Below are 18,141 nucleotides of genomic sequence, written 5' to 3'. Positions count from 1 at the left end.
TTTCCAGCATTTTTCACAGAAAAACTTCGAAAATCCTGACATTAGCGCTTGCAGCCGGCAAAAGCGCTGACTATAAGACGCCCACACAGCAAGTGCGCCCTTCGTCTATCGGTTAGGACACCAGATTTTCATTCTGGGAAGAGGGGTTCGACTCCCCTAGGGCGTGCCACTGTGACAATCCCGTCAGTATCGCAAGCTCCCATGTCGCTTACGCGGCGAGAGGCGTTTCTGGTACGCCGAGGATCGAGCGGTCGGCAGCGCATTTTTGCTGTTGCTTTTTAACAGAAAAGCACAAGAATCCGCAGATGTGCACTTGCCGCCTTCAAACCCACTGGCTGCAAGGCGCCCACACAGCGAGTGCGCCCATCGTCTAGCGGTCTAGGACGCCGCCCTCTCACGGCGGCAACACGGGTTCGAGTCCCGTTGGGCGCACCATTAAAGAGTTTAGCCTATTATACCAAACCTTTGATTTGGCTACGCTTTGGTGCGCACTGCGCTTCGCCATGTATCCCTGTCAAACAGCCTTCGCCGCGTCGGCAACGCGGAGTTGCACGCGGCGCTGGCCTTGCCAGAGATCTGCGGAGACCGATCCCGCCACATGAATCGACGCGCCACGGCTTGCGAACAGAAGGTCCCCGAGCGGCGTCTCCACGGCTCGAAACGCGATACCGTCGAGGCGGCTGCCGTCCTGCCCCTCGATCGTGATCTTGATATGGTTTGCTCCAACCTGACGGCAATCGCGCAACCGATGCTGCGGGAAGGCAAAAACTGGCTGCGGGTGGGCGGAGCCGTAGGGCCCGGCCTGCTCCAGCAAATCGATCAGCTCTAGTGTTGCGCCAGACGCACCGAGCGCACCATCGACCTTTAGCGTCTGGACGGCAACGAGGTCGCGCACGGCCGCTTCTGCCTTCTCCTCGAAGAATTGCCGCAGCCGGCCGAGCTTCGCCCGCTCGACCGTCAGGCCTGCCGCCATGGCGTGGCCGCCGCCCTTCACCAACAATCCGCCGTCGACGGCCGCACGAACCATCTTTCCCATGTCGAAACCAGCGATCGACCGGCCGGATCCCGTGCCTCGACCATTCGGATCGAAGGCAATGGCGAAGGTCGGACGGCGGAACTTCTCCTTTATTCTCGCTGCAATCAGCCCGACTATTCCCGGGTGCCAGTTCTCCCGTGCCGTCACGATCACGGAGGCCCCCTCACCCGTGCCGTACTCGGCCAGAACCTCGGCTTCGGCTTCAGCCAGCATCGCGGCCTCCATTGCCTGCCGTTCGCGGTTGAGTTCGTCGAGCCGTGCCGCGATCGTTTCAGCGGCGGCACTATCGCCCATCGTCAACAGGCGGCTGCCAAGCGCCGCGTCGCCAATGCGGCCGCCGGCATTGATGCGCGGCCCGACCAGAAACCCGAGATGATACGGCGTCACCGGACCGCCGATCGCCGCCTTGCGCAACAGAGCCGCCAGCCCGACATTGCCCATGTGCCGGGCTGCAATCAGCCCCTTGACGACGTAGGCGCGATTGAGCCCCTTGAGCGGCACCACGTCACAAACGGTTGCGAGCGCCACAAGGTCGAGTTGCGCCAGCAGATCGAAAGACCCGACGCGGGCGTCACCGGCGGCACGCAGCACACGCATCGTATTGACGAGAACGAGATAAACGACGCCGGCCGCGCAAAGGTGTCCTTGACCGGAGAGATCGTCCTCGCGGTTGGGGTTGACGAGCGCATGGCATGGCGGCAGCGACGAGCCGACCTGGTGATGGTCGATGACGACCACATCGACGTTGCGCTGCGCTGCCACCGTAAGCGCCTCGTGGCTGGTCGAGCCGCAATCGACGGTGACGATGAGCCTGGCGCCGTTGTCGATCAACTGTTCGATCGCCTGTGGGTTGGGGCCATAACCCTCGAAGATACGATCGGGGATATAGATCTCGGCCTCGAGCCCGAAATGTTTGAGGAAGCGCGCCATCAGCGCCGACGATGCGGCTCCGTCTACGTCGTAGTCGCCGAAGATCACGACCTTCTCGCGCCTGGAAATCGCAACCGCGAGGCGCTCAGCCGCCTTACGGCAGTCGGTCATGGTATCGGGATCCGGCATCAGCGAACGAAGCGTCGGGTCGAGGAAGACCGCCGCATCGTCGAGCGTTACTCCACGCCCGGCAAGCACGCGGCCGATCAGATCGGAATAGCCATGGACCTGACTGATCGCCAGTGCCCGGTTCTGGCCGGCCTGATCGAGACGCGACACCCAGCGTTGACCGCTGATCGACCGTTCCACGCCAAGGAAAGCTCGCTGTATCGGATCTACCGGTTCTTCCATGCTGTCCACCTGCCTCAATCTCTTCGTTCTTACTGCATGATCCCTTAAATCGGATCCGATTTAAGGATAAAATCATGCAGCAAGTTTCAAGTGCTACAGCGTCCTTTGCGCGTCATGTCTGACGCGCGGCGCTGTAGCGAACAATGCGCGCACGCAAAACCCGGCATGAAAAGGGCCCCACCGACGCCAATGGTCGATGGGGCCCTTTCTCAACAGATTTGCGCCTGGAACTAGGCTGCCTTCGGTCGCTCGATGCGGATCACCTGCGGCTCGCCGACCAGATAGCCCTCGCCCTTGATCGCGACGATCGCATCGCGCACCGAATGCTCGGCGGTCGCGTGCGTCACCAGGATGATGGTCTGCGGCTCGAATGATTCCTTCGGGTGCTTGGAATGCTGCATGATCGATTCCAGCGAGATACCGTTCTCGGCCATGCGCGAAGCAATGCTTGCAAAGACACCGGTGCGATCGACGACCTTCAGGCGGATGAAGTAACCGCCTTCGTGGCTCTGGATCTGCGCGCGCTTGTAGGGCAGCAACGCATTGGTCGGGCGGCCGAAGGCCGGTACATGCTGCGCGCCAGGGCGGCTCTTGGCGATATCGGCAACGTCGCCAAGAACGGCGGACGCCGTGGCGTTGCCGCCGGCACCGGGCCCGACCATCAGCAGCTCGCCGAGAATATCGGATTCGATCGCGACCGCATTGGTGACGCCGTCGACCTGGGCGATCACCGAATCATAGGGAACCATTGTCGGGTGCACCCGTTGCTCGATGCCGCTTTCGGTGCGCTGGGCAACGCCGAGAAGCTTGATCCGGTACCCGAGATCGGCCGCAGCATGAATATCATCGATGGAGATGTTGGTGATGCCTTCGAGATAGATGTCGTCAGCAGCGATCGCCGTGCCGAAGGCCAGGCTCGTCAGGATCGACAGCTTGTGTGCGGTATCGTTGCCTTCGATGTCGAAGGCCGGGTCTGCCTCGGCATAACCGAGCCTCTGCGCTTCCTTCAGGCAGGCCTCGAAGGAAAGCTCTTCCTTTTCCATCTTTGTCAGGATGTAGTTACAGGTGCCGTTCATGATCCCGTAGACGCGCGAGATCGTATTGCCGGTCATGGATTCGCGCAGCGCCTTGATGACGGGAATGCCACCGGCAACGGCCGCTTCATAGTTGAGCAGCGCGCCGTTCTTCTCGGCAATGGTTGCAAGCTCGATGCCGTGCGCCGCCAGCAACGCCTTGTTGGCGGTGACGACATGGATCCCACGGCTAAGCGCCGTCTTGACCGCTGCATAAGCCGGGTCGCCGGAACCGCCCATCAGTTCGATGAAGACATCGATATCGGCCTTGGCAGCAAGCGAAACGGCATCGTCGAACCAGGTCGTCATCGACAGGTCAACGCCGCGATCCCTAGAGCGATCGCGCGCCGTTACGGCTGTAATTTCGATCGCCCTGCCACATGTCGTTGCCAGCATCTCGTGACGATCCTGGAGGATTCGCACGAGCGAGGCACCGACGGTACCCAAGCCCGCAATGCCGATTTTGAGGGCATCTGCCATAGCCATTTCCTAACATGTGAGGGCGCCCCGCCAGAACGGCGGGGCCGTTGCGGTAGGGGCGCGCGCCTGGCACGCCCCCGTCTTTTACCGATGCGCGTTGAGCGAGATGACGTTGTGCATCGTCTCGTCAGCCGTGGACAGGAACTTCTTGATATTGCGGGCCGCCTGGCGAATCCGGTGCTCGTTCTCGACGAGGGCGAGACGCACGTAGTCGTCACCCTGCTCACCGAAGCCGATACCAGGTGCTACGGCCACATCGGCCTTTTCGACGAGCAGCTTGGAGAATTCGAGGGATCCGAGGTGACGGAACTTCTCCGGGATCTTGGCCCAGGCAAACATCGTCGCTGCCGGCGGCGGCACGTCGAAGCCGGCCTTGCCGAAGCTTTCGACCATCACGTCGCGGCGACGCTTGTAGATGTTGCGGACTTCGGCGATGTCGCTGCCGTCACCGTTGAGCGCCTGGGTGGCCGCCACCTGGATCGGCGTGAACGCGCCATAGTCGAGGTAGGACTTCACGCGCGTCAGCGCCGCGATCAGCCGCTCGTTGCCGACGGCAAAACCCATGCGCCAGCCGGGCATGGAGAAGGTCTTCGACATCGAGGTGAACTCGACCGTGCAGTCGATCGCACCCGGCACTTCAAGCACGGATGGCGGCGGTGCGTCGTTGAAGTAGATCTCCGAATAGGCCAGATCCGACAGCACGATGATGTCGTGCTTCTTCGCAAACGCCACGACTTCCTTGTAGAAATCGAGCGTGGCGACCTGAGCCGTCGGGTTCGACGGGTAGTTGAGGATCAGCGCCAGCGGCTTCGGAATCGAATGGCGAACGGCGCGCTCCAGCGGTCCGAAGAACGTGTCGTCGGGCTCGACCGAAATCGAGCGGATGACACCACCGGCCATCAGGAAGCCGAAGGCATGGATCGGATAGGTCGGATTGGGGCACAGGATCACGTCGCCCGGCGCGGTGATCGCCTGGGCCATGTTGGCGAAGCCTTCCTTGGAGCCAAGGGTGGCGACGACCTGCGTGTCCGGGTTCAGCTTGACGCCGAAGCGGCGGGCGTAATAGGCGGCCTGGGCACGACGCAGCCCGGGAATGCCCTTCGACGACGAATAACGATGCGTGCGCGGGTCCTGAACGGCCTCGCAGAGCTTGTCGACAATCGACTGTGGAGTGGGAAGATCCGGATTGCCCATGCCGAGGTCGATGATGTCAGCACCGGCCGCTCGCGCGCTTGCTTTCAAACGGTTGACCTGTTCGAAAACATAAGGCGGCAAACGCCGGACTTTGTGAAACTCTTCCATCTCCAAACCTCGTTTGGCGCACGTCTCCGCCAGCGGTTGGCCGTCGCGAAAACATGCGCTTTGGTGAACGGCCGTCACTGCGGCCATTGAACGCTTTGCGTCCAAATCACCTGAAACGCAAGTGCTAATTCTCGATCTGTTTCAGCGTGTCGGACCCGTGGTCTTCGGCGAGCGTACGCATTTCCTTCATACGACGCTGATACTCAGCTTCGGAAATGGAACCGGATTTGCGCGCAGCACCGAGAGCGGTCAGCCGTGCTTGCATGTCGGCGGCTTCCTCGTTGGTCATCTGCTGCGTCGCCGCCGGCTTCTGACCATAGACGGAAGGATAGTTTTCAAACGGGGTCTTCTGGCTGTTGCAGCCCGCAAGCGTGCCAAGGAGAATGACCCCGGCAACCCAGGTGATGGAGCGCTGTTTTCCGACGGCGAGCATACTGGCAAAGACCTCTGTTTTCGTGGCGCGACGATGCGCTAGCCCTTGTAATCATTTTCGGGCAGAATGTAAAAATACAAAACAAACAAGATGCTGTGGAGGAAACCGGGTGACAGCAGACAGGAATGCCGAAGGCCACGCCGGCAAGGACGGCTTTGCTGGCTTCGACCCGAAGTCCGTTGAACCCTACATTGTCAAGGATCCTGAAAGCCTTGCGGTCAACCTTGCCCGCGCGATGGAACAGCTCGGCAAGGCAGCCTCCGCCTGGCTTGCGCCGCGCGAGACCGGCGAAAAATCCGACGTGTTCTCAGAACCCGTCACCGATATGGTCAAGACCCTCTCCAGGGTTTCTGAGTATTGGCTTTCCGATCCGCGCCGGACGCTTGAAGCACAGACCCATCTCATGGGCAGCTTCTTCGAGATGTGGTCTCGAACCCTGCATCGCATGTCCGGTGATGTTGCCGCCGCGGATCCTGCCAGCCTACAGCGGATGGACAAACGCTTCACGGACGAGGATTGGGTAAAAAACCCCTTCTTCGATTTTGTCCGGCAGGCCTATTTCATCACGTCGGATTGGGCCGACAAGATGGTGCGCGACGCCGAGGGCCTCGACGATCACACCAAGCACAAGGCTGCCTTCTATGTCCGGCAGATTTCGAGCGCGCTCTCGCCGACCAATTTCGTTACCACCAATCCGCAGCTCTACCGGGAAACGGTGGCGACCAACGGCGCCAACCTCGTCAAGGGCATGCAGATGTTTGCCGAGGACGTCGCTGCAGGTCGCGGCGATTTGCGGTTGAGGCAGACCGATACCAGCAAATTCGCGATCGGCGAGAACATCGCGATCACCCCCGGCAAGGTGATTGCGCAGAGCGACGTCTGCCAGGTGATTCAGTACGAAGCCTCGACGGAAACCGTGCTCAAGCGTCCGCTGTTGATCTGCCCGCCGTGGATCAACAAGTTCTATGTGCTCGACCTCAACCCACAAAAATCCTTCATCAAGTGGGCGGTCGACCAGGGTCACACGGTCTTCGTCATCTCCTGGGTCAACCCGGACGAGCGGCATGCGACCAAGGATTGGGAAGCGTACGCACGCGAGGGCATCGGCTTTGCGCTCGACACCGTCGAGCAGGCGACGGGTGAACGGGACGTCAATGCCATCGGCTATTGCGTCGGCGGAACGCTTTTGGCCGCAACGCTTGCGCTTCATGCCGCAGAGGGCGACGAGCGCATCCACTCGGCAACGCTTTTCACGACACAGGTCGATTTCACCCACGCGGGGGATCTCAAGGTCTTCGTCGATGAAGACCAGATCAGCCAGATGGAAGCCAACATGCGGGTTGCCGGCTATCTCGACGGCTCGAAGATGGCGACGGCGTTCAATATGCTGCGCGCCTCCGAGCTGATCTGGCCCTACTTCGTAAACAACTACCTCAAGGGTCAGGAGCCCCTGCCCTTCGACCTGCTCTATTGGAATTCCGATTCGACCCGGATGCCGGCGGCCAACCACTCCTTCTACCTGCGCAACTGCTACCTGGAAAACCGCCTATCGAAGGGCGAGATGATGCTGGCCGGCAAGCAGGTATCGCTCGGCGACGTCAAGATCCCGATCTACAATCTGGCGACGAAGGAGGACCATATCGCCCCACCGCGCTCCGTTTTCCTCGGCAGCTCGTCATTCGGCGGCAAGGTCACTTACGTACTTTCCGGCTCCGGCCACATCGCCGGTGTCGTCAATCCGCCGGACAAGGGCAAATACCAGTTCTGGACCGGCGGTGCGCCCAAGGGCGACTTCGACGACTGGGTCAGGACAGCGAAGGAAACGCCCGGATCCTGGTGGCCGCACTGGCATCAGTGGATCGAAAAACTGGACAAGAAGCGCGTGCCCGCGCGCAAGCCCGGCGGCACGCTCAACACGCTGGAAGAGGCGCCCGGCTCCTATGTGCGCGCCCGCGCCTGACGAAAGCATAGAATTTACCGTGATCTTCGACCGGCCCCTCGTGCCCGCCACGCTCGTCCAGCGCTACAAGCGCTTTCTCTTCGATGCCACCCTTACGGACGGCAGGGCGTTGACCGGCTCCTGCCCCAACACCGGGTCGATGCGAGGACTGACGACTCCTGGCTCGCGTATCTGGATGTCGGAACATGACAGCCCGACACGCAAGTACCGACAGATGCTTGAGATCGTTGAGGCGGACAACACACTCGTCGGTATCAACACCGGCCTGCCCAACCGCCTGGCGGAAGAAGCCATTCGTCTTGGGCTGGTTTCCGATCTCCATAGCTATGAGACGCTTTCGCGCGAACAGAAATACGGGCGCAATTCGCGCATTGATATCCTGCTCAGCGACCCGGCCCGCGGGCTTGCCTACGTCGAAGTGAAGAACGTGCATTTCAGCCGAGCCCGCGCCGTTGCCGAGTTTCCCGACAGCCCGACCGCACGCGGCGCCAAACACCTCGAAGAACTGGGCGACATGGTCGAAGCCGGTCATCGAGCGATCATGGTCTACCTCGTGCAGCGCAGCGATTGTGATCAATTGAAGATCTGCCGCGACTACGACCCTATTTATGCCGCTGCCTTCGATCGCGCCATGGCCCGCGGTGTCGAAGCCTATGCGGTGAAATGCCTGGTATCACCGACCGAGATCGCACCCATCGGATTGATCTCCGTCGCTGAGGCTGCTGGCAGCCCTCTTCGGACCTTGGCCTGAGCCATCGCGTTTGCCCACGCTGCACCGCCGATCCGCCGCGACCTGCAACATTCTACGGATAGGCGCAGGCATTGATCCGCGTTAGGCTTGCCGATCTGTTCAGCGGACAGCGAGGCGGCGAAATGCTGTGCGCTGCGACCTATATCAGTGCCTCGTGGCGCGCGGCAGTGGACGAGGCCGCCCCTGCTGCATTATGAAATTCGACAGGAAACAACTGAAAGTTCTGGAATGGTGACTTACATCGAGGCAGGGTCTGCGCCCTACAAGAACACCGGCGTCATCCGCCTCTACGGACCGGAAGGGTTCGAAGGCATGCGCAAGGCCTGTCAGGTGACGGCGCGCTGCCTCGACGAGTTGGTGTCGCGGGTCCGACCGGGGGTGACGACCGAGGAGATCGATCGTTTCGTCTTCGAATTCGGCATGGACAACGGCGCCTTGCCGGCGACGCTGAATTACCGCGGCTATACCAAGTCATCCTGCACCTCGATCAACCATGTGGTCTGTCATGGCATTCCGAACGACAAGCCGCTTCGCGACGGCGATATCGTCAACATCGATGTCACCTACGTCATCGATGGCTGGCACGGCGATTCCAGCCGCATGTATCCGGTCGGCGAGATCAAGCGCGCCGCCGAGCGGCTTCTCGATGTGACGCATGAATGCCTGATGCGCGGCATTGCCGCCGTCCGCCCCGGCGCCCGCACAGGCGCAATCGGCGAGGCGATCCAGGCCTATGCCGAAGCCGAACGGTGCTCGGTCGTGCGCGACTTCTGCGGACACGGCGTCGGCCGGCTTTTCCACGACGCTCCCAACATCCTGCATTACGGCCGCGCCAACGAGGGGCCGGAGTTGCGCGAAGGGATGATCTTCACGATCGAGCCGATGATCAATCTCGGCCGCCCGCACGTGAAGGTGCTGGCGGATGGCTGGACGGCGGTCACCCGCGACCGCTCTTTGTCGGCGCAGTACGAACATACGGTCGGCGTCACCGCCGACGGCTGCGAGATCTTCACGCTCTCGCCGGCCGGTCTCTTCAAGCCTGACATGACCGCCATGGGCGCCGCATGAAGAAAAACTCCCGTTCATCCGCGGGCGATGCGACGCAGCCGGCGGACGAGCGGTCGTTTTTCGCAGATCTGCTGCCGCAGGACACGCATGGTCCAGACACGGCTGCCGCTGCCACCGAGGCGCATTACCTCGGTCACCGCGATCGGCTTCGCACCCGATACCGCGAGCATGGCGATGCCGCGCTTGCCGACTACGAAATCCTCGAAATGCTGCTGTTTCGGCTCATCCCGCGCAGAGATACCAAGCCGATCGCAAAGGCACTGCTAACGCGCTTCGGGACGCTTGCCGGCGTGTTCGGGGCACCGCTCGCACTGCTGCAGGAGGTCAAGGGTGTCGGCGAATCGGTCGCGCTCGATCTGAAGCTCGTCGCCACCATCGGCCACCGGACGCTGAAGAGCGACCTGCGCAAGAAGCACATCCTCTCGTCCTGGTCGGCGGTGATCGAATATTGTCACGCGGCGATGGCTTACGAGACCAAGGAGCAATTCCGCATCCTGTTCCTCGACAAGCGGAATGCACTGATTGCGGACGAGGTTCAGCAGACAGGCACGATCGATCATACGCCGGTCTATCCGCGCGAGGTCGTCAAGCGCGCGCTCGAACTGTCGGCGACCGCGATCATCCTTGCGCATAACCATCCCTCCGGCGACCCAACGCCATCGCGGGCGGATATCGATATGACCAAGCTGATCGTCGAAACGGCAAAGCCGCTCGGCATCGCCGTGCACGATCACATCATCATCGGCAAGGACGGCCATGTGAGCCTGAAAGGGCTGCGCCTGTTCTAGCGGCGGCACCGGCGCTCAAAGCCATCTGGCGCGGCGGAAGAAGCGGTACAGTGTCAGGCAGAGTCCGATGATGAAGGCGAGCACGACAAAATAGCCGTAGCGGAACTTGAGCTCCGGCATCTCGTCGAAGTTCATCCCGTAGATACCCGCAATTGCCGTCGGCACGGCAAGAATGGCCGCCCAGGAGGCAAGTTTGCGCGAAATCTCGGTCTGCTCCGACTGGCCGATCATCAAGCTCGCCTCGAAGGTGAAAGCCAAAACCTCCCTCAGTGCATCGATATCTTCCTGCACGCGGCGGACATGGTCGGTCACATCACGAAACAGCGGCTGCAATGCCGCTTCCATGCCGGGCAAATCGATATGTTCGTGCCGCCTGCACACGTCGACCAGCGGCACCGCCGCATTGCGAAGCCGGAGCAGGTTGCGCCGGAGCAGATAGAGCCGTTCGATATCGGCCTTCTCCAGGCGCTGGCGAAGCAGGCGATCCTCAAGCCGTTCGACCTCCTCGTGAATCGCCTCGATCACCGGCATGTAGTTGTCGACGATGAAATCGAGGATCGAATAGAGAATGTAGTTCTCGCCATGGGCAAGGGCCGCCGGCGACGCCTCGCATCGCTGCCGCACGGCCATGTAGGACGTCGAGGCGCCATGGCGGACGGAGACGACATAGCCGCGGCCGACGAAGAGATGCGTCTCACCGAAGGCGATTTCTTCACCAACCATGTGGGCGGTGCGGGCGACGACGAAGATCGAATCGCCGTAAATCTCCAGTTTTGGGCGTTGATGCGCCTTGCAGGCGTCCTCGATCGCCAGATCATGCAGATCGAACTCGCGCTGCACTTGCCGAAGGAGCGCAGCATCCGGTTCATGGAGACCGATCCAGATGACGGCGTTCGGGCGGCTTCGCCATTTGCCCGCATCTTCCACGTGAATGTCCTGGATACGCACGCCGTTTTCGTAGACCGCAGCGGCGATCACGCCCTGGCGGTCTTCCGCATGCGGCGCTTCCGTCGCGTGCGACTTGCCCGAGGATGCTTCATTCGTCAGGTCCAGCGCCATAGAACACCTCCCATGCCCGCATGAATTCGATGGACCGGCATGCCATTGGGCTATCGAGCATACGCGTATTTCCTCATATTCGCATCCAACAGGTTTCAAACACGAAAACCACTTCATCAAACTGTGCGATTGACGATATAGACGCATGCGAGCGAGACTTTTCGCAGCGCACAACGATTCTTCTTTTTTACGGAAATGCCCATGAACCAGTTCGATCTCATCGTCGTCGGAAGCGGACCCGCCGGCCGCCGGGGCGCCATCCAGGCCGCCAAGCTCGGCAAGAGGGTTCTCGTCATCGAACAGGGCAAACGCGTCGGCGGCGTTTCCGTGCACACCGGCACCATTCCTTCAAAAACGCTGAGGGAAACGGCACTCAATCTTTCCGGCTGGCGCGAGCGCGGCTTTTACGGCCGGGCCTATCGCGTCAAGCAGGAGATCAGCGCCGACGATCTGCGGCAGCGACTGATCATCACCCTCAATCACGAGGTTGAAGTTCTCGAACACCAGTTCGCCCGCAACCGCGTGCAGCAAATGCGCGGTAAGGCGAGCTTCGTCGATCCGATCACGCTCGAAGTCGTCAAAGACGACGGCGAGACCTTGCTGGTTTCAGGCACCAGCATCATGCTTGCCGTCGGCACCAAGCCCTTCCGCCCGGACTACATGCCGTTCGACGGCAAGACCGTACTCGACAGCGACGAATTGCTCGATATCGCGGAGCTGCCGCGCTCGCTCGTGGTGATCGGCGCCGGCGTCGTCGGCATCGAATATGCGACGATCTTCAGCGCGCTCGACACGCATGTGACGGTGATCGATCCGAAGACGACGATGCTCGACTTCATCGACAAGGAGATCATCGAGGACTTCACCTACCAATTGCGCGACCGCAACATGAAGCTTCATCTCGGGCAGAAGGCTGAAAAGGTCGAGCGGCTCGATGATGGTAAGGTGCTGCTGACACTCGACAACGGTCGCAAGATCACAACCGACATGGTGCTCTTTGCCGCGGGCCGCATGGGCGCAACCGATACGCTCAACCTGCCCGCTGCCGGGCTCGAAGCCGACAGCCGCGGCCGCCTCAAGGTAAATCCCGAAACCTTCCAGACTTCCGTGCCAAACATCTATGCCGCTGGTGACGTGGTTGGTTTTCCGAGCCTTGCCTCGACGTCGATGGAACAGGGTCGCATCGCGGCTCGTGTTGCCGTTGGTGCGATCGCCATGGAACCACAGAAGTATTTCCCCTACGGCATCTACGCGGTGCCGGAAATCTCTACCTGCGGGCTTTCGGAAGAAGAGGTCAAGGATCGCGGCATTCCCTATGAATGCGGCATGGCACGCTTCCGCGAGACCTCGCGCGGCCACATCATGGGCCTCGATTCCGGGCTGTTGAAGATGATCTTCTCGTTGAAGACGCGCCGCCTGCTTGGCGTGCACATCATCGGCGAAGGCGCAACGGAGCTGGTTCACATCGGCCAGGCCGTGCTCAATCTCAAAGGCACCGTCGAGTACTTCGTCGAAAACACCTTCAATTATCCGACGCTTGCCGAAGCCTACAAGATCGCCGGTCTCGACGCCTGGAACCGCATGGGCGAGATCAAGCCGACAGCGTAGAGACGCCGCGGGGCGGTCAAGCGGGCCTCGAACAAACCGCCTCGAATCAGATAGCCTCAACGCCCTGACATCCTGAACCCATCCCTTGAAACGATGGGCTCGGGGTCCTGTTGTTCACGCATGTCGGCCGAATGCGCAGCGCATTTTCGGGCGGCATGCTTTGGCGAGCGTTTGAACATGGCATTACGCATCCTCTCCCTGAATGCCTGGGGCGGCAAGCTGCACGCACCGCTGATGCGGTATCTCATTGAAGTCGACGCAGACGTCCTGTGTCTGCAGGAGGTCGTGCGTTCTCCGGAGACGACGTCCGACTGGCTGGTCTACCGCGATCGCGATGTCGAGCTGCCGCAGCGTGCCAATCTTTTCGACGAAATCCGCGCAGCCCTGCCGGAACACGACGGCTATTTCTGCCCGACGGCGAGAGGCGAGCTTTCCGATGGTGATCGCATGGTCCACTCCGAATTCGGATTGGCGACATTCGTGCGCAAATCCCTTCCCGTCATCGGCCAGGCGCTGGATTTCGTCCATGGACGGTTTTCGCCTGACGGTTGGGGCGAGCACCCGCGCGCTCGAAATGCTCATTGCATCCGCCTCTTCAGCTATGAGGACGGCTTTTCAATAACCATCGCGCAGATGCACGGCTTACGGGATACCAATGGCAAGGGCGACACGCCGGAACGGCAGGCGCAGGCGGATGCTTTCATGCAACTTGTCGGCCGCGTTTGGCCCGGAAACGAACGGCTGATCGTCTGCGGCGATTTCAATGTCCTGCCGGAGAGCGCAACCTTTGCAGCACTCGGCAATCTCGGCCTGTCCGATCTCGTCACCGGCCGCGGCCACACCGATACCCGCACGTCGCACTACGGCAAATCAGGGCGTTTCGCCGACTACATGCTCGCCACGCCGGATGTCGACGTCGTTCGCTTTGACGTCGTCGAACAGCCGGAAGTCTCGGATCATCGTGCGTTGCTGCTGGATCTGCGATAGGCCAAGCTCCACCTCTTCGCACCCGCTGCACCCAAACATCTGCACAACGGAAAAGGCCCTGCCGTAAACGGCAGGGCCTCAATCTCTAAGCAATCGAAGAAGTGATTACTCGGCGCTGTCGTCAGCAGCCTTCTTCTTGGCCGGAGCCTTCTTCTTCGGAGCAGCAGCTTCTTCGCCTTCAGCGGCGTCAGCCTTGGCAGCGGCCTTCTTCTTGGCCGGAGCCTTCTTGGCAGCCTTGCCTTCGGTTTCTTCGTCGTCAGCCGTCAGCTCTTCCTTGGAAACCGTCTTGTCGGTTACCGAGATTTCGGAGAGCAGGTGATCGACGACCTTTTCTTCGAACAGCGGAGCACGCAGCGAAGCGGCGGCACCGGGGGTGTTCTTGAAGTAGTCGAGGATCTGCTTTTCCTGGCCCGGGAACTGGCGGAGCTGTTCGAAGAGCGAACGCTGCAGTTCGTCGTCGCTGACTTGAACGCCGGCCTTTTCGCCGATTTCCGAGAGAACGAGGCCGAGACGAACGCGGCGCTCAGCGAGCTTGCGGTATTCGGCGCGGGCTTCTTCTTCGGTGGTTTCTTCGTCTGCGAAGGTCTTGCCAGCCTGCTGCAGGTCGGTGTTGATCTGGCGCCAGATGTTTTCGAATTCGGCTTCGACGAGGCGCTCCGGCGTGTCGAACTGGTAGAGTTCGTCGAGCTGGTCGAGGATCTGACGCTTCACCTTCTGGCGGGTCAGCGAACCATACTGGCTCTCGATTTGGCCGCGAACGATTTCCTTCAGCTTGTCAGCCGATTCGAGACCGAGCTTGGTGGCCAGTTCGTCGTTGATTTCGATGTCCTGGGCCGAAGCAACGTCCTTGACGGTGATGTCGAAGGTGGCTTCCTTGCCAGCGAGGTTCGCTGCCGGGTAATCGGCCGGGAACGTCACGGTGATGGTCTTCTCGTCGCCAGCCTTGACGCCGACGAGTTGCTCTTCGAAGCCCGGGATGAAGCGGTTGGAGCCGAGAACGAGTTCTGCGTCTTCGTCCTTGCCGCCGTCGAAGGCTTCGCCGTCAACCTTGCCGAGGTAGTCGATAGTGACGCGGTCGCCGTTGGCGGCCTTGCCCTTCTTCGATTCGTAGGTGCGTGCGCTTTCAGCGATACGCAGGATCTGCTCGTTGACTTCGTCTTCAGCGATCTCGACGACTTCGCGCGTCACCTTGATGCCGCTGACGTCCTTGAGTTCGATCGCCGGGATGATTTCGTAAGCGACGGTGAATTCGAGGTCAGCCTGAGCGTTGAGGATCTTGTCGGCTTCGGACTCGTCCTCGGTCATCGCGATTTCCGGCTGGGTCGCCGACTTCTCGCCGCGGCCCGACAGGATCTCGGTCGGCTTTTCACGGACGATCTCGTTGACGAGATCTGCCATGATCGACTTGCCGTAGACCTTCTTCAGATGCGCGAACGGCACCTTGCCCGGCCGGAAGCCGTTGATTTTCACACGGTCTTTCACTTCGGCCAGACGCTCGTTCATACGAGCTTCCATGTCCTTGGCCGGGATAACGACCTTGAGTTCGCGCTTCAGCCCTTGAGCGAGCGTTTCGATAACCTGCATGTTCAAACCTTCATTTCACGTTGACTGTGCTCTTCCCCTTGAAAAGGTCTGGCGAGCACGTGAGCCGATCCATTTGCCGGGAGTGGCTTTACGCAGTTCCGTAACCGTTTTGCAAGCAAAATGGCACTCCAGCCCCCTTCATCATAGCAGAATCCGGACTTTTGGCGCGATGCTTATCTTGGTGCGGGTAGAGAGACTTGAACTCCCACGCCTTGCGGCACCAGAACCTAAATCTGGCGTGTCTACCAATTTCACCATACCCGCGTTCAGACAATCGCACCGCCTGATCGTATTCCCGCAAGACCAACCAACGGAAATACCGCAGATAGAATGGGCATGCTGAGGTTCAGGGCTTTCCCGAGCGCGGCGTCTCTATATCACTCGTTTTCGCGGGATCAAAGGGAAAATGCGGTTACCCACGACAGATCGATTTGATCCCGCAGCATGCGGTCAATAAAGCGGCTCCTCGTAGACCGGCGTGCCCTCGACGGCGATCTGCCTGATCTGCGCCCGCCCGGCATCATTGATGCGAACGCTGACCGAAAGCGCCTCGGCATTGCGCGCTTGCTCCAGCACCCGGCCTTCGCCCTCCGGAACATAGAATCGCTCGATGCCGTAGTCGACATTGATCGACGACGGGTTTTCGCTCGACGAAGGGTAGTAGGTGAACGGTTGCGATTGAAGAACGACGCTGTCGTCGACCGGCGCAAGCGGCTTGAAGGATGCTTCCGCCGCCGCCCAGAAACCGTCGGGCTGTTTGGCGAGACGCACGAAGACCGCCGTCTCTGCCGGCGCCGTCGGCAATCCGCCCTTGAAAAGCGCCGGCGGCAGCCAGGAAATGTCATAGCTCAGGATGACATAGTCGCCGCGCAGCAGATCTCTCGGGTCGACCGGCACGGTCTTCAGCAGGACTTCCTTGCCATTGCGCAGGATCGATGCCCGGCTTTCGACCATATAACCAAGTGCTGCAGTCTGGAGGACGGCCGCAATCAGCGCAGCGACGAGCGGCGGCAACCAGCCTCTCTTTGGTGCGATACCGGTCATGGCGAAACCTCCTTGCGTCGCGTCCGCATCAAGCGCCCTTCTATCCGGATGACCAACCAGGCGATCGCCGCAACGAGCAACCCGGAAATCAGGAAGAAGCCCGACGTTCCGAGCATGGAGCCAAGCGTCTCGAACGCGAGATAAAGAAGTTCGCCGGCAAAGGCCGCATAACCGAGGTAGCGCACTGCGCCGTTCTGCGCGCCGGCAAGCGCGATCCCGAGTAGGGCGACGATGAGCACAGCCGCACCGGCCGCCACTTGACCGGTCAAACCGTCTGCTTCGAACTGCAACACCGCGAAACCGATGAGCGCCAAAGCGAAGGAATAAAATGCAGGCGCGGAGCCCGCCTCAAGCGCCATGGGGCGAAGCGGCGAACCCGGCACGGCTGCCGCGAGGAATGCGATAATGCCGCCGCCTGCCAGCGCGCCGGCAAAAGCCAAGGACGGGTTCTCGATATAGAGCCACACCAGCCACGCCATAACCAGGAGATAGGCCAGGTGGCGTGCGCGCCCTGCATCGGTCACGCGCACCAAGACGACGACGACGACGGCGAGCGCCGGGACAAGCCAGGTCTGCCACTGGACGATATCGCCAAGGTCGCCCTCGGAAAGCAACGTCAGGAAATAGGCCCAGGCCAACCCGCCACAAACCGTCGTGGCGGCGGCTGATCGGAATGCAAGCGCCGTCACGCAGGCTCCGGCAATCCAGAGCAGGATCGCATCGGCGGCCTCCCCTGAGAGATGGTACATCTGCCCGACAAGCGCGATGCCTGCACCGAACGACATCGTCGCCAGCACCAGCGCCGCCGCGGCCAAGCCACCATTGCCCCGCCGCAGAAGTAACGCACCGGCAAGATGAAAGCCCCAGATCAAGCCGACAATGCCGATCAGGCGTGCAAGACGTGGCAGTGCTTCCCAGTTGGCCGCCACGAGCAGCAGGATTGAGGCCGACAGCAGCAGGGCAGCAAGCACCAGCAGAACACGGCCGGCCCGAAAGGTGGACTCGCGACCATCATACTCCGCAAGCATCTGTCGCGCGGACGCCTCCGGCAAAAGCCCCATGCCAACCCAATGCTTGAAATCCCTTTCGAGACGCCCGCGATACATGTTGCTCCACTCCTGCGACGGGCTGCCCCTTGAAGGCAAAACCCGAGATATCCACCTAATCATGCAATGGCGGGCGAACACAACCATTCGATCGCTCGCATCACGGGTGAGTTCGCCAGGATCTGCCGGCTTGCGCAATGCGCATATCTTCCATGCGGATATTGCACTGCACAAATCGATTTAAAGACCCTATATTCAAGTCATCAAAGGCGAACGAAGGCAAACAGCCAAGCGGACGTCAGCGGCGATGGTCAGCCGCCCCGAAGTGCGGGAAAGACCCGGGCGAAAGCTCGATGGAATTCGGAGCGGCGCACTCCTCCTCCCAGCGCCCCTCCGATACGATTGGCAACACTCCTCCTCCCAGTTGCCAATCACCTTCAATGGCGCTCGCTGGACCTCCTCCCCCAGCGGGCGTTATTCTTTTCAGCCTCCCCATTTCATTTATTCTGCTTGATCGAAGCGCTTGCACAATGTTTGTGCAGATTTTGGCCGCCATTGTGCGGAGCCATGCGGCACGCGCATAGGTGCCATGAAGCATTCGATCTACCCAAACCCGGCAGCTTGGACTACCTTCAACTCAT

Annotated in this window: 14 protein-coding genes and 3 tRNA genes; 8 read left to right on the top strand and 9 right to left on the bottom strand. The window is 60.8% G+C overall.

Going from position 1 to position 18,141, the window contains the following annotated elements:
* Positions 1 to 94: 94 nt before the first annotated feature.
* Together AC244_RS03235 and AC244_RS03230 are read left to right on the top strand one after the other, a co-directional pair.
* A tRNA-Glu gene (locus tag AC244_RS03235) sits at positions 95 to 169 on the top strand.
* A gap of 190 nt (positions 170 to 359) precedes the next feature.
* Positions 360 to 435, top strand: a tRNA-Glu gene (locus tag AC244_RS03230).
* Between the two features lie 79 nt (positions 436 to 514).
* Here AC244_RS03230 and recJ read toward each other — a convergent pair.
* The 4 genes from recJ to AC244_RS03210 all read right to left on the bottom strand — a co-directional run bounded on the left by recJ (position 515) and on the right by AC244_RS03210 (position 5,605).
* Positions 515 to 2,317 (bottom strand): single-stranded-DNA-specific exonuclease RecJ, encoded by a 1,803-nt coding sequence (gene recJ / locus AC244_RS03225; RefSeq protein WP_053247349.1) that lies wholly within the window; start codon positions 2,315 to 2,317, stop codon positions 515 to 517.
* 230 nt (positions 2,318 to 2,547) lie between these two features.
* Positions 2,548 to 3,870, bottom strand: coding sequence for a homoserine dehydrogenase (locus tag AC244_RS03220; protein ID WP_053247348.1), 1,323 nt, complete (start codon positions 3,868 to 3,870; stop codon positions 2,548 to 2,550).
* Between the two features lie 84 nt (positions 3,871 to 3,954).
* Positions 3,955 to 5,172: an LL-diaminopimelate aminotransferase gene (locus AC244_RS03215; RefSeq protein ID WP_053247347.1), complete on the bottom strand. Its 1,218-nt coding sequence runs from the start codon at positions 5,170 to 5,172 to the stop codon at positions 3,955 to 3,957.
* A 124-nt stretch (positions 5,173 to 5,296) separates the two neighbouring features.
* Entirely contained in the window at positions 5,297 to 5,605 is a 309-nt protein-coding gene (locus tag AC244_RS03210) for a hypothetical protein (RefSeq protein WP_053247346.1), read from the bottom strand.
* Between the two features lie 109 nt (positions 5,606 to 5,714).
* On the opposite strand from AC244_RS03210, the gene phaC reads away from it, so the two are divergent.
* The 4 genes from phaC (at position 5,715) to radC (ending at position 10,172) form a co-directional block, all read left to right on the top strand.
* Positions 5,715 to 7,565, top strand: a complete 1,851-nt coding sequence (gene phaC / locus AC244_RS03205) for a poly(3-hydroxyalkanoate) polymerase subunit PhaC (protein ID WP_053247345.1) — start codon at positions 5,715 to 5,717, stop codon at positions 7,563 to 7,565.
* A 19-nt stretch (positions 7,566 to 7,584) separates the two neighbouring features.
* Positions 7,585 to 8,316 carry a DNA/RNA nuclease SfsA gene (gene sfsA / locus AC244_RS03200; RefSeq protein ID WP_053247661.1) on the top strand — a complete coding sequence of 244 codons (732 nt, stop codon included), beginning with the start codon at positions 7,585 to 7,587 and terminating at the stop codon, positions 8,314 to 8,316.
* A gap of 228 nt (positions 8,317 to 8,544) precedes the next feature.
* A complete protein-coding gene (gene map, locus AC244_RS03195; protein WP_053247344.1) occupies positions 8,545 to 9,384 on the top strand; it encodes a type I methionyl aminopeptidase in 840 nt (279 codons plus the stop codon).
* Positions 9,381 to 10,172 carry a RadC family protein gene (gene radC / locus AC244_RS03190; protein WP_053247343.1) on the top strand — a complete coding sequence of 264 codons (792 nt, stop codon included), beginning with the start codon at positions 9,381 to 9,383 and terminating at the stop codon, positions 10,170 to 10,172. Before map ends, radC begins: the two co-directional genes overlap by 4 nt.
* A gap of 15 nt (positions 10,173 to 10,187) precedes the next feature.
* Here the strand turns inward: radC and AC244_RS03185 are convergent, their stop codons facing one another.
* Positions 10,188 to 11,231 (bottom strand): magnesium and cobalt transport protein CorA, encoded by a 1,044-nt coding sequence (locus AC244_RS03185; protein WP_053247342.1) that lies wholly within the window; start codon positions 11,229 to 11,231, stop codon positions 10,188 to 10,190.
* Between the two features lie 201 nt (positions 11,232 to 11,432).
* Here AC244_RS03185 and sthA point away from each other — a divergent pair, with 201 nt between their 5' ends.
* Together sthA and AC244_RS03175 are read left to right on the top strand one after the other, a co-directional pair.
* On the top strand, positions 11,433 to 12,839 hold the full coding sequence (gene sthA / locus AC244_RS03180; RefSeq protein ID WP_053247341.1) for a Si-specific NAD(P)(+) transhydrogenase: 1,407 nt from the start codon (positions 11,433 to 11,435) through the stop codon (positions 12,837 to 12,839).
* A gap of 177 nt (positions 12,840 to 13,016) precedes the next feature.
* Positions 13,017 to 13,826 carry an endonuclease/exonuclease/phosphatase family protein gene (locus AC244_RS03175; RefSeq protein ID WP_053247660.1) on the top strand — a complete coding sequence of 270 codons (810 nt, stop codon included), beginning with the start codon at positions 13,017 to 13,019 and terminating at the stop codon, positions 13,824 to 13,826.
* A gap of 105 nt (positions 13,827 to 13,931) precedes the next feature.
* Here the strand turns inward: AC244_RS03175 and tig are convergent, their stop codons facing one another.
* The 4 genes from tig to AC244_RS03155 all read right to left on the bottom strand — a co-directional run bounded on the left by tig (position 13,932) and on the right by AC244_RS03155 (position 17,560).
* The gene (gene tig / locus AC244_RS03170) at positions 13,932 to 15,410 is read right to left on the bottom strand and encodes a trigger factor (RefSeq protein WP_053247340.1); all 1,479 of its coding nucleotides are present in this window, start codon (positions 15,408 to 15,410) and stop codon (positions 13,932 to 13,934) included.
* Positions 15,411 to 15,589: 179 nt separating this feature from the next.
* A tRNA-Leu gene (locus tag AC244_RS03165) sits at positions 15,590 to 15,674 on the bottom strand.
* Between the two features lie 186 nt (positions 15,675 to 15,860).
* Entirely contained in the window at positions 15,861 to 16,454 is a 594-nt protein-coding gene (locus tag AC244_RS03160; RefSeq protein WP_053247339.1) for a GDYXXLXY domain-containing protein, read from the bottom strand.
* Positions 16,451 to 17,560 carry a DUF2157 domain-containing protein gene (locus AC244_RS03155; protein ID WP_053247338.1) on the bottom strand — a complete coding sequence of 370 codons (1,110 nt, stop codon included), beginning with the start codon at positions 17,558 to 17,560 and terminating at the stop codon, positions 16,451 to 16,453. Before AC244_RS03155 ends, AC244_RS03160 begins: the two co-directional genes overlap by 4 nt.
* Between the last annotated feature and the right edge of the window lie 581 nt (positions 17,561 to 18,141).

Origin of the sequence: Ensifer adhaerens, assembly GCF_001270265.1 — a bacterium.
GTDB lineage: Bacteria > Pseudomonadota > Alphaproteobacteria > Rhizobiales > Rhizobiaceae > Ensifer > Ensifer adhaerens_B.
Note: the sequence above shows the minus strand (reverse complement) of the source record. Positions and strands in the feature narration are given on the sequence as shown.

What these genes read in the sequence shown, in the direction of transcription:
- recJ (WP_053247349.1), bottom strand. Translation starts at nt 2,317, where the DNA reads ATGGAAGAACCGGTAGATCCGATACAGCGAGCTTTCCTTGGCGTGGAA.
- AC244_RS03220 (WP_053247348.1), bottom strand. Translation starts at nt 3,870, where the DNA reads ATGGCAGATGCCCTCAAAATCGGCATTGCGGGCTTGGGTACCGTCGGT.
- AC244_RS03215 (WP_053247347.1), bottom strand. Translation starts at nt 5,172, where the DNA reads ATGGAAGAGTTTCACAAAGTCCGGCGTTTGCCGCCTTATGTTTTCGAA.
- AC244_RS03210 (WP_053247346.1), bottom strand. Translation starts at nt 5,605, where the DNA reads ATGCTCGCCGTCGGAAAACAGCGCTCCATCACCTGGGTTGCCGGGGTC.
- map (WP_053247344.1), top strand. Translation starts at nt 8,545, where the DNA reads ATGGTGACTTACATCGAGGCAGGGTCTGCGCCCTACAAGAACACCGGC.
- radC (WP_053247343.1), top strand. Translation starts at nt 9,381, where the DNA reads ATGAAGAAAAACTCCCGTTCATCCGCGGGCGATGCGACGCAGCCGGCG.
- AC244_RS03185 (WP_053247342.1), bottom strand. Translation starts at nt 11,231, where the DNA reads ATGGCGCTGGACCTGACGAATGAAGCATCCTCGGGCAAGTCGCACGCG.
- sthA (WP_053247341.1), top strand. Translation starts at nt 11,433, where the DNA reads ATGAACCAGTTCGATCTCATCGTCGTCGGAAGCGGACCCGCCGGCCGC.
- AC244_RS03175 (WP_053247660.1), top strand. Translation starts at nt 13,017, where the DNA reads ATGGCATTACGCATCCTCTCCCTGAATGCCTGGGGCGGCAAGCTGCAC.
- tig (WP_053247340.1), bottom strand. Translation starts at nt 15,410, where the DNA reads ATGCAGGTTATCGAAACGCTCGCTCAAGGGCTGAAGCGCGAACTCAAG.
- AC244_RS03160 (WP_053247339.1), bottom strand. Translation starts at nt 16,454, where the DNA reads ATGACCGGTATCGCACCAAAGAGAGGCTGGTTGCCGCCGCTCGTCGCT.
- AC244_RS03155 (WP_053247338.1), bottom strand. Translation starts at nt 17,560, where the DNA reads ATGTATCGCGGGCGTCTCGAAAGGGATTTCAAGCATTGGGTTGGCATG.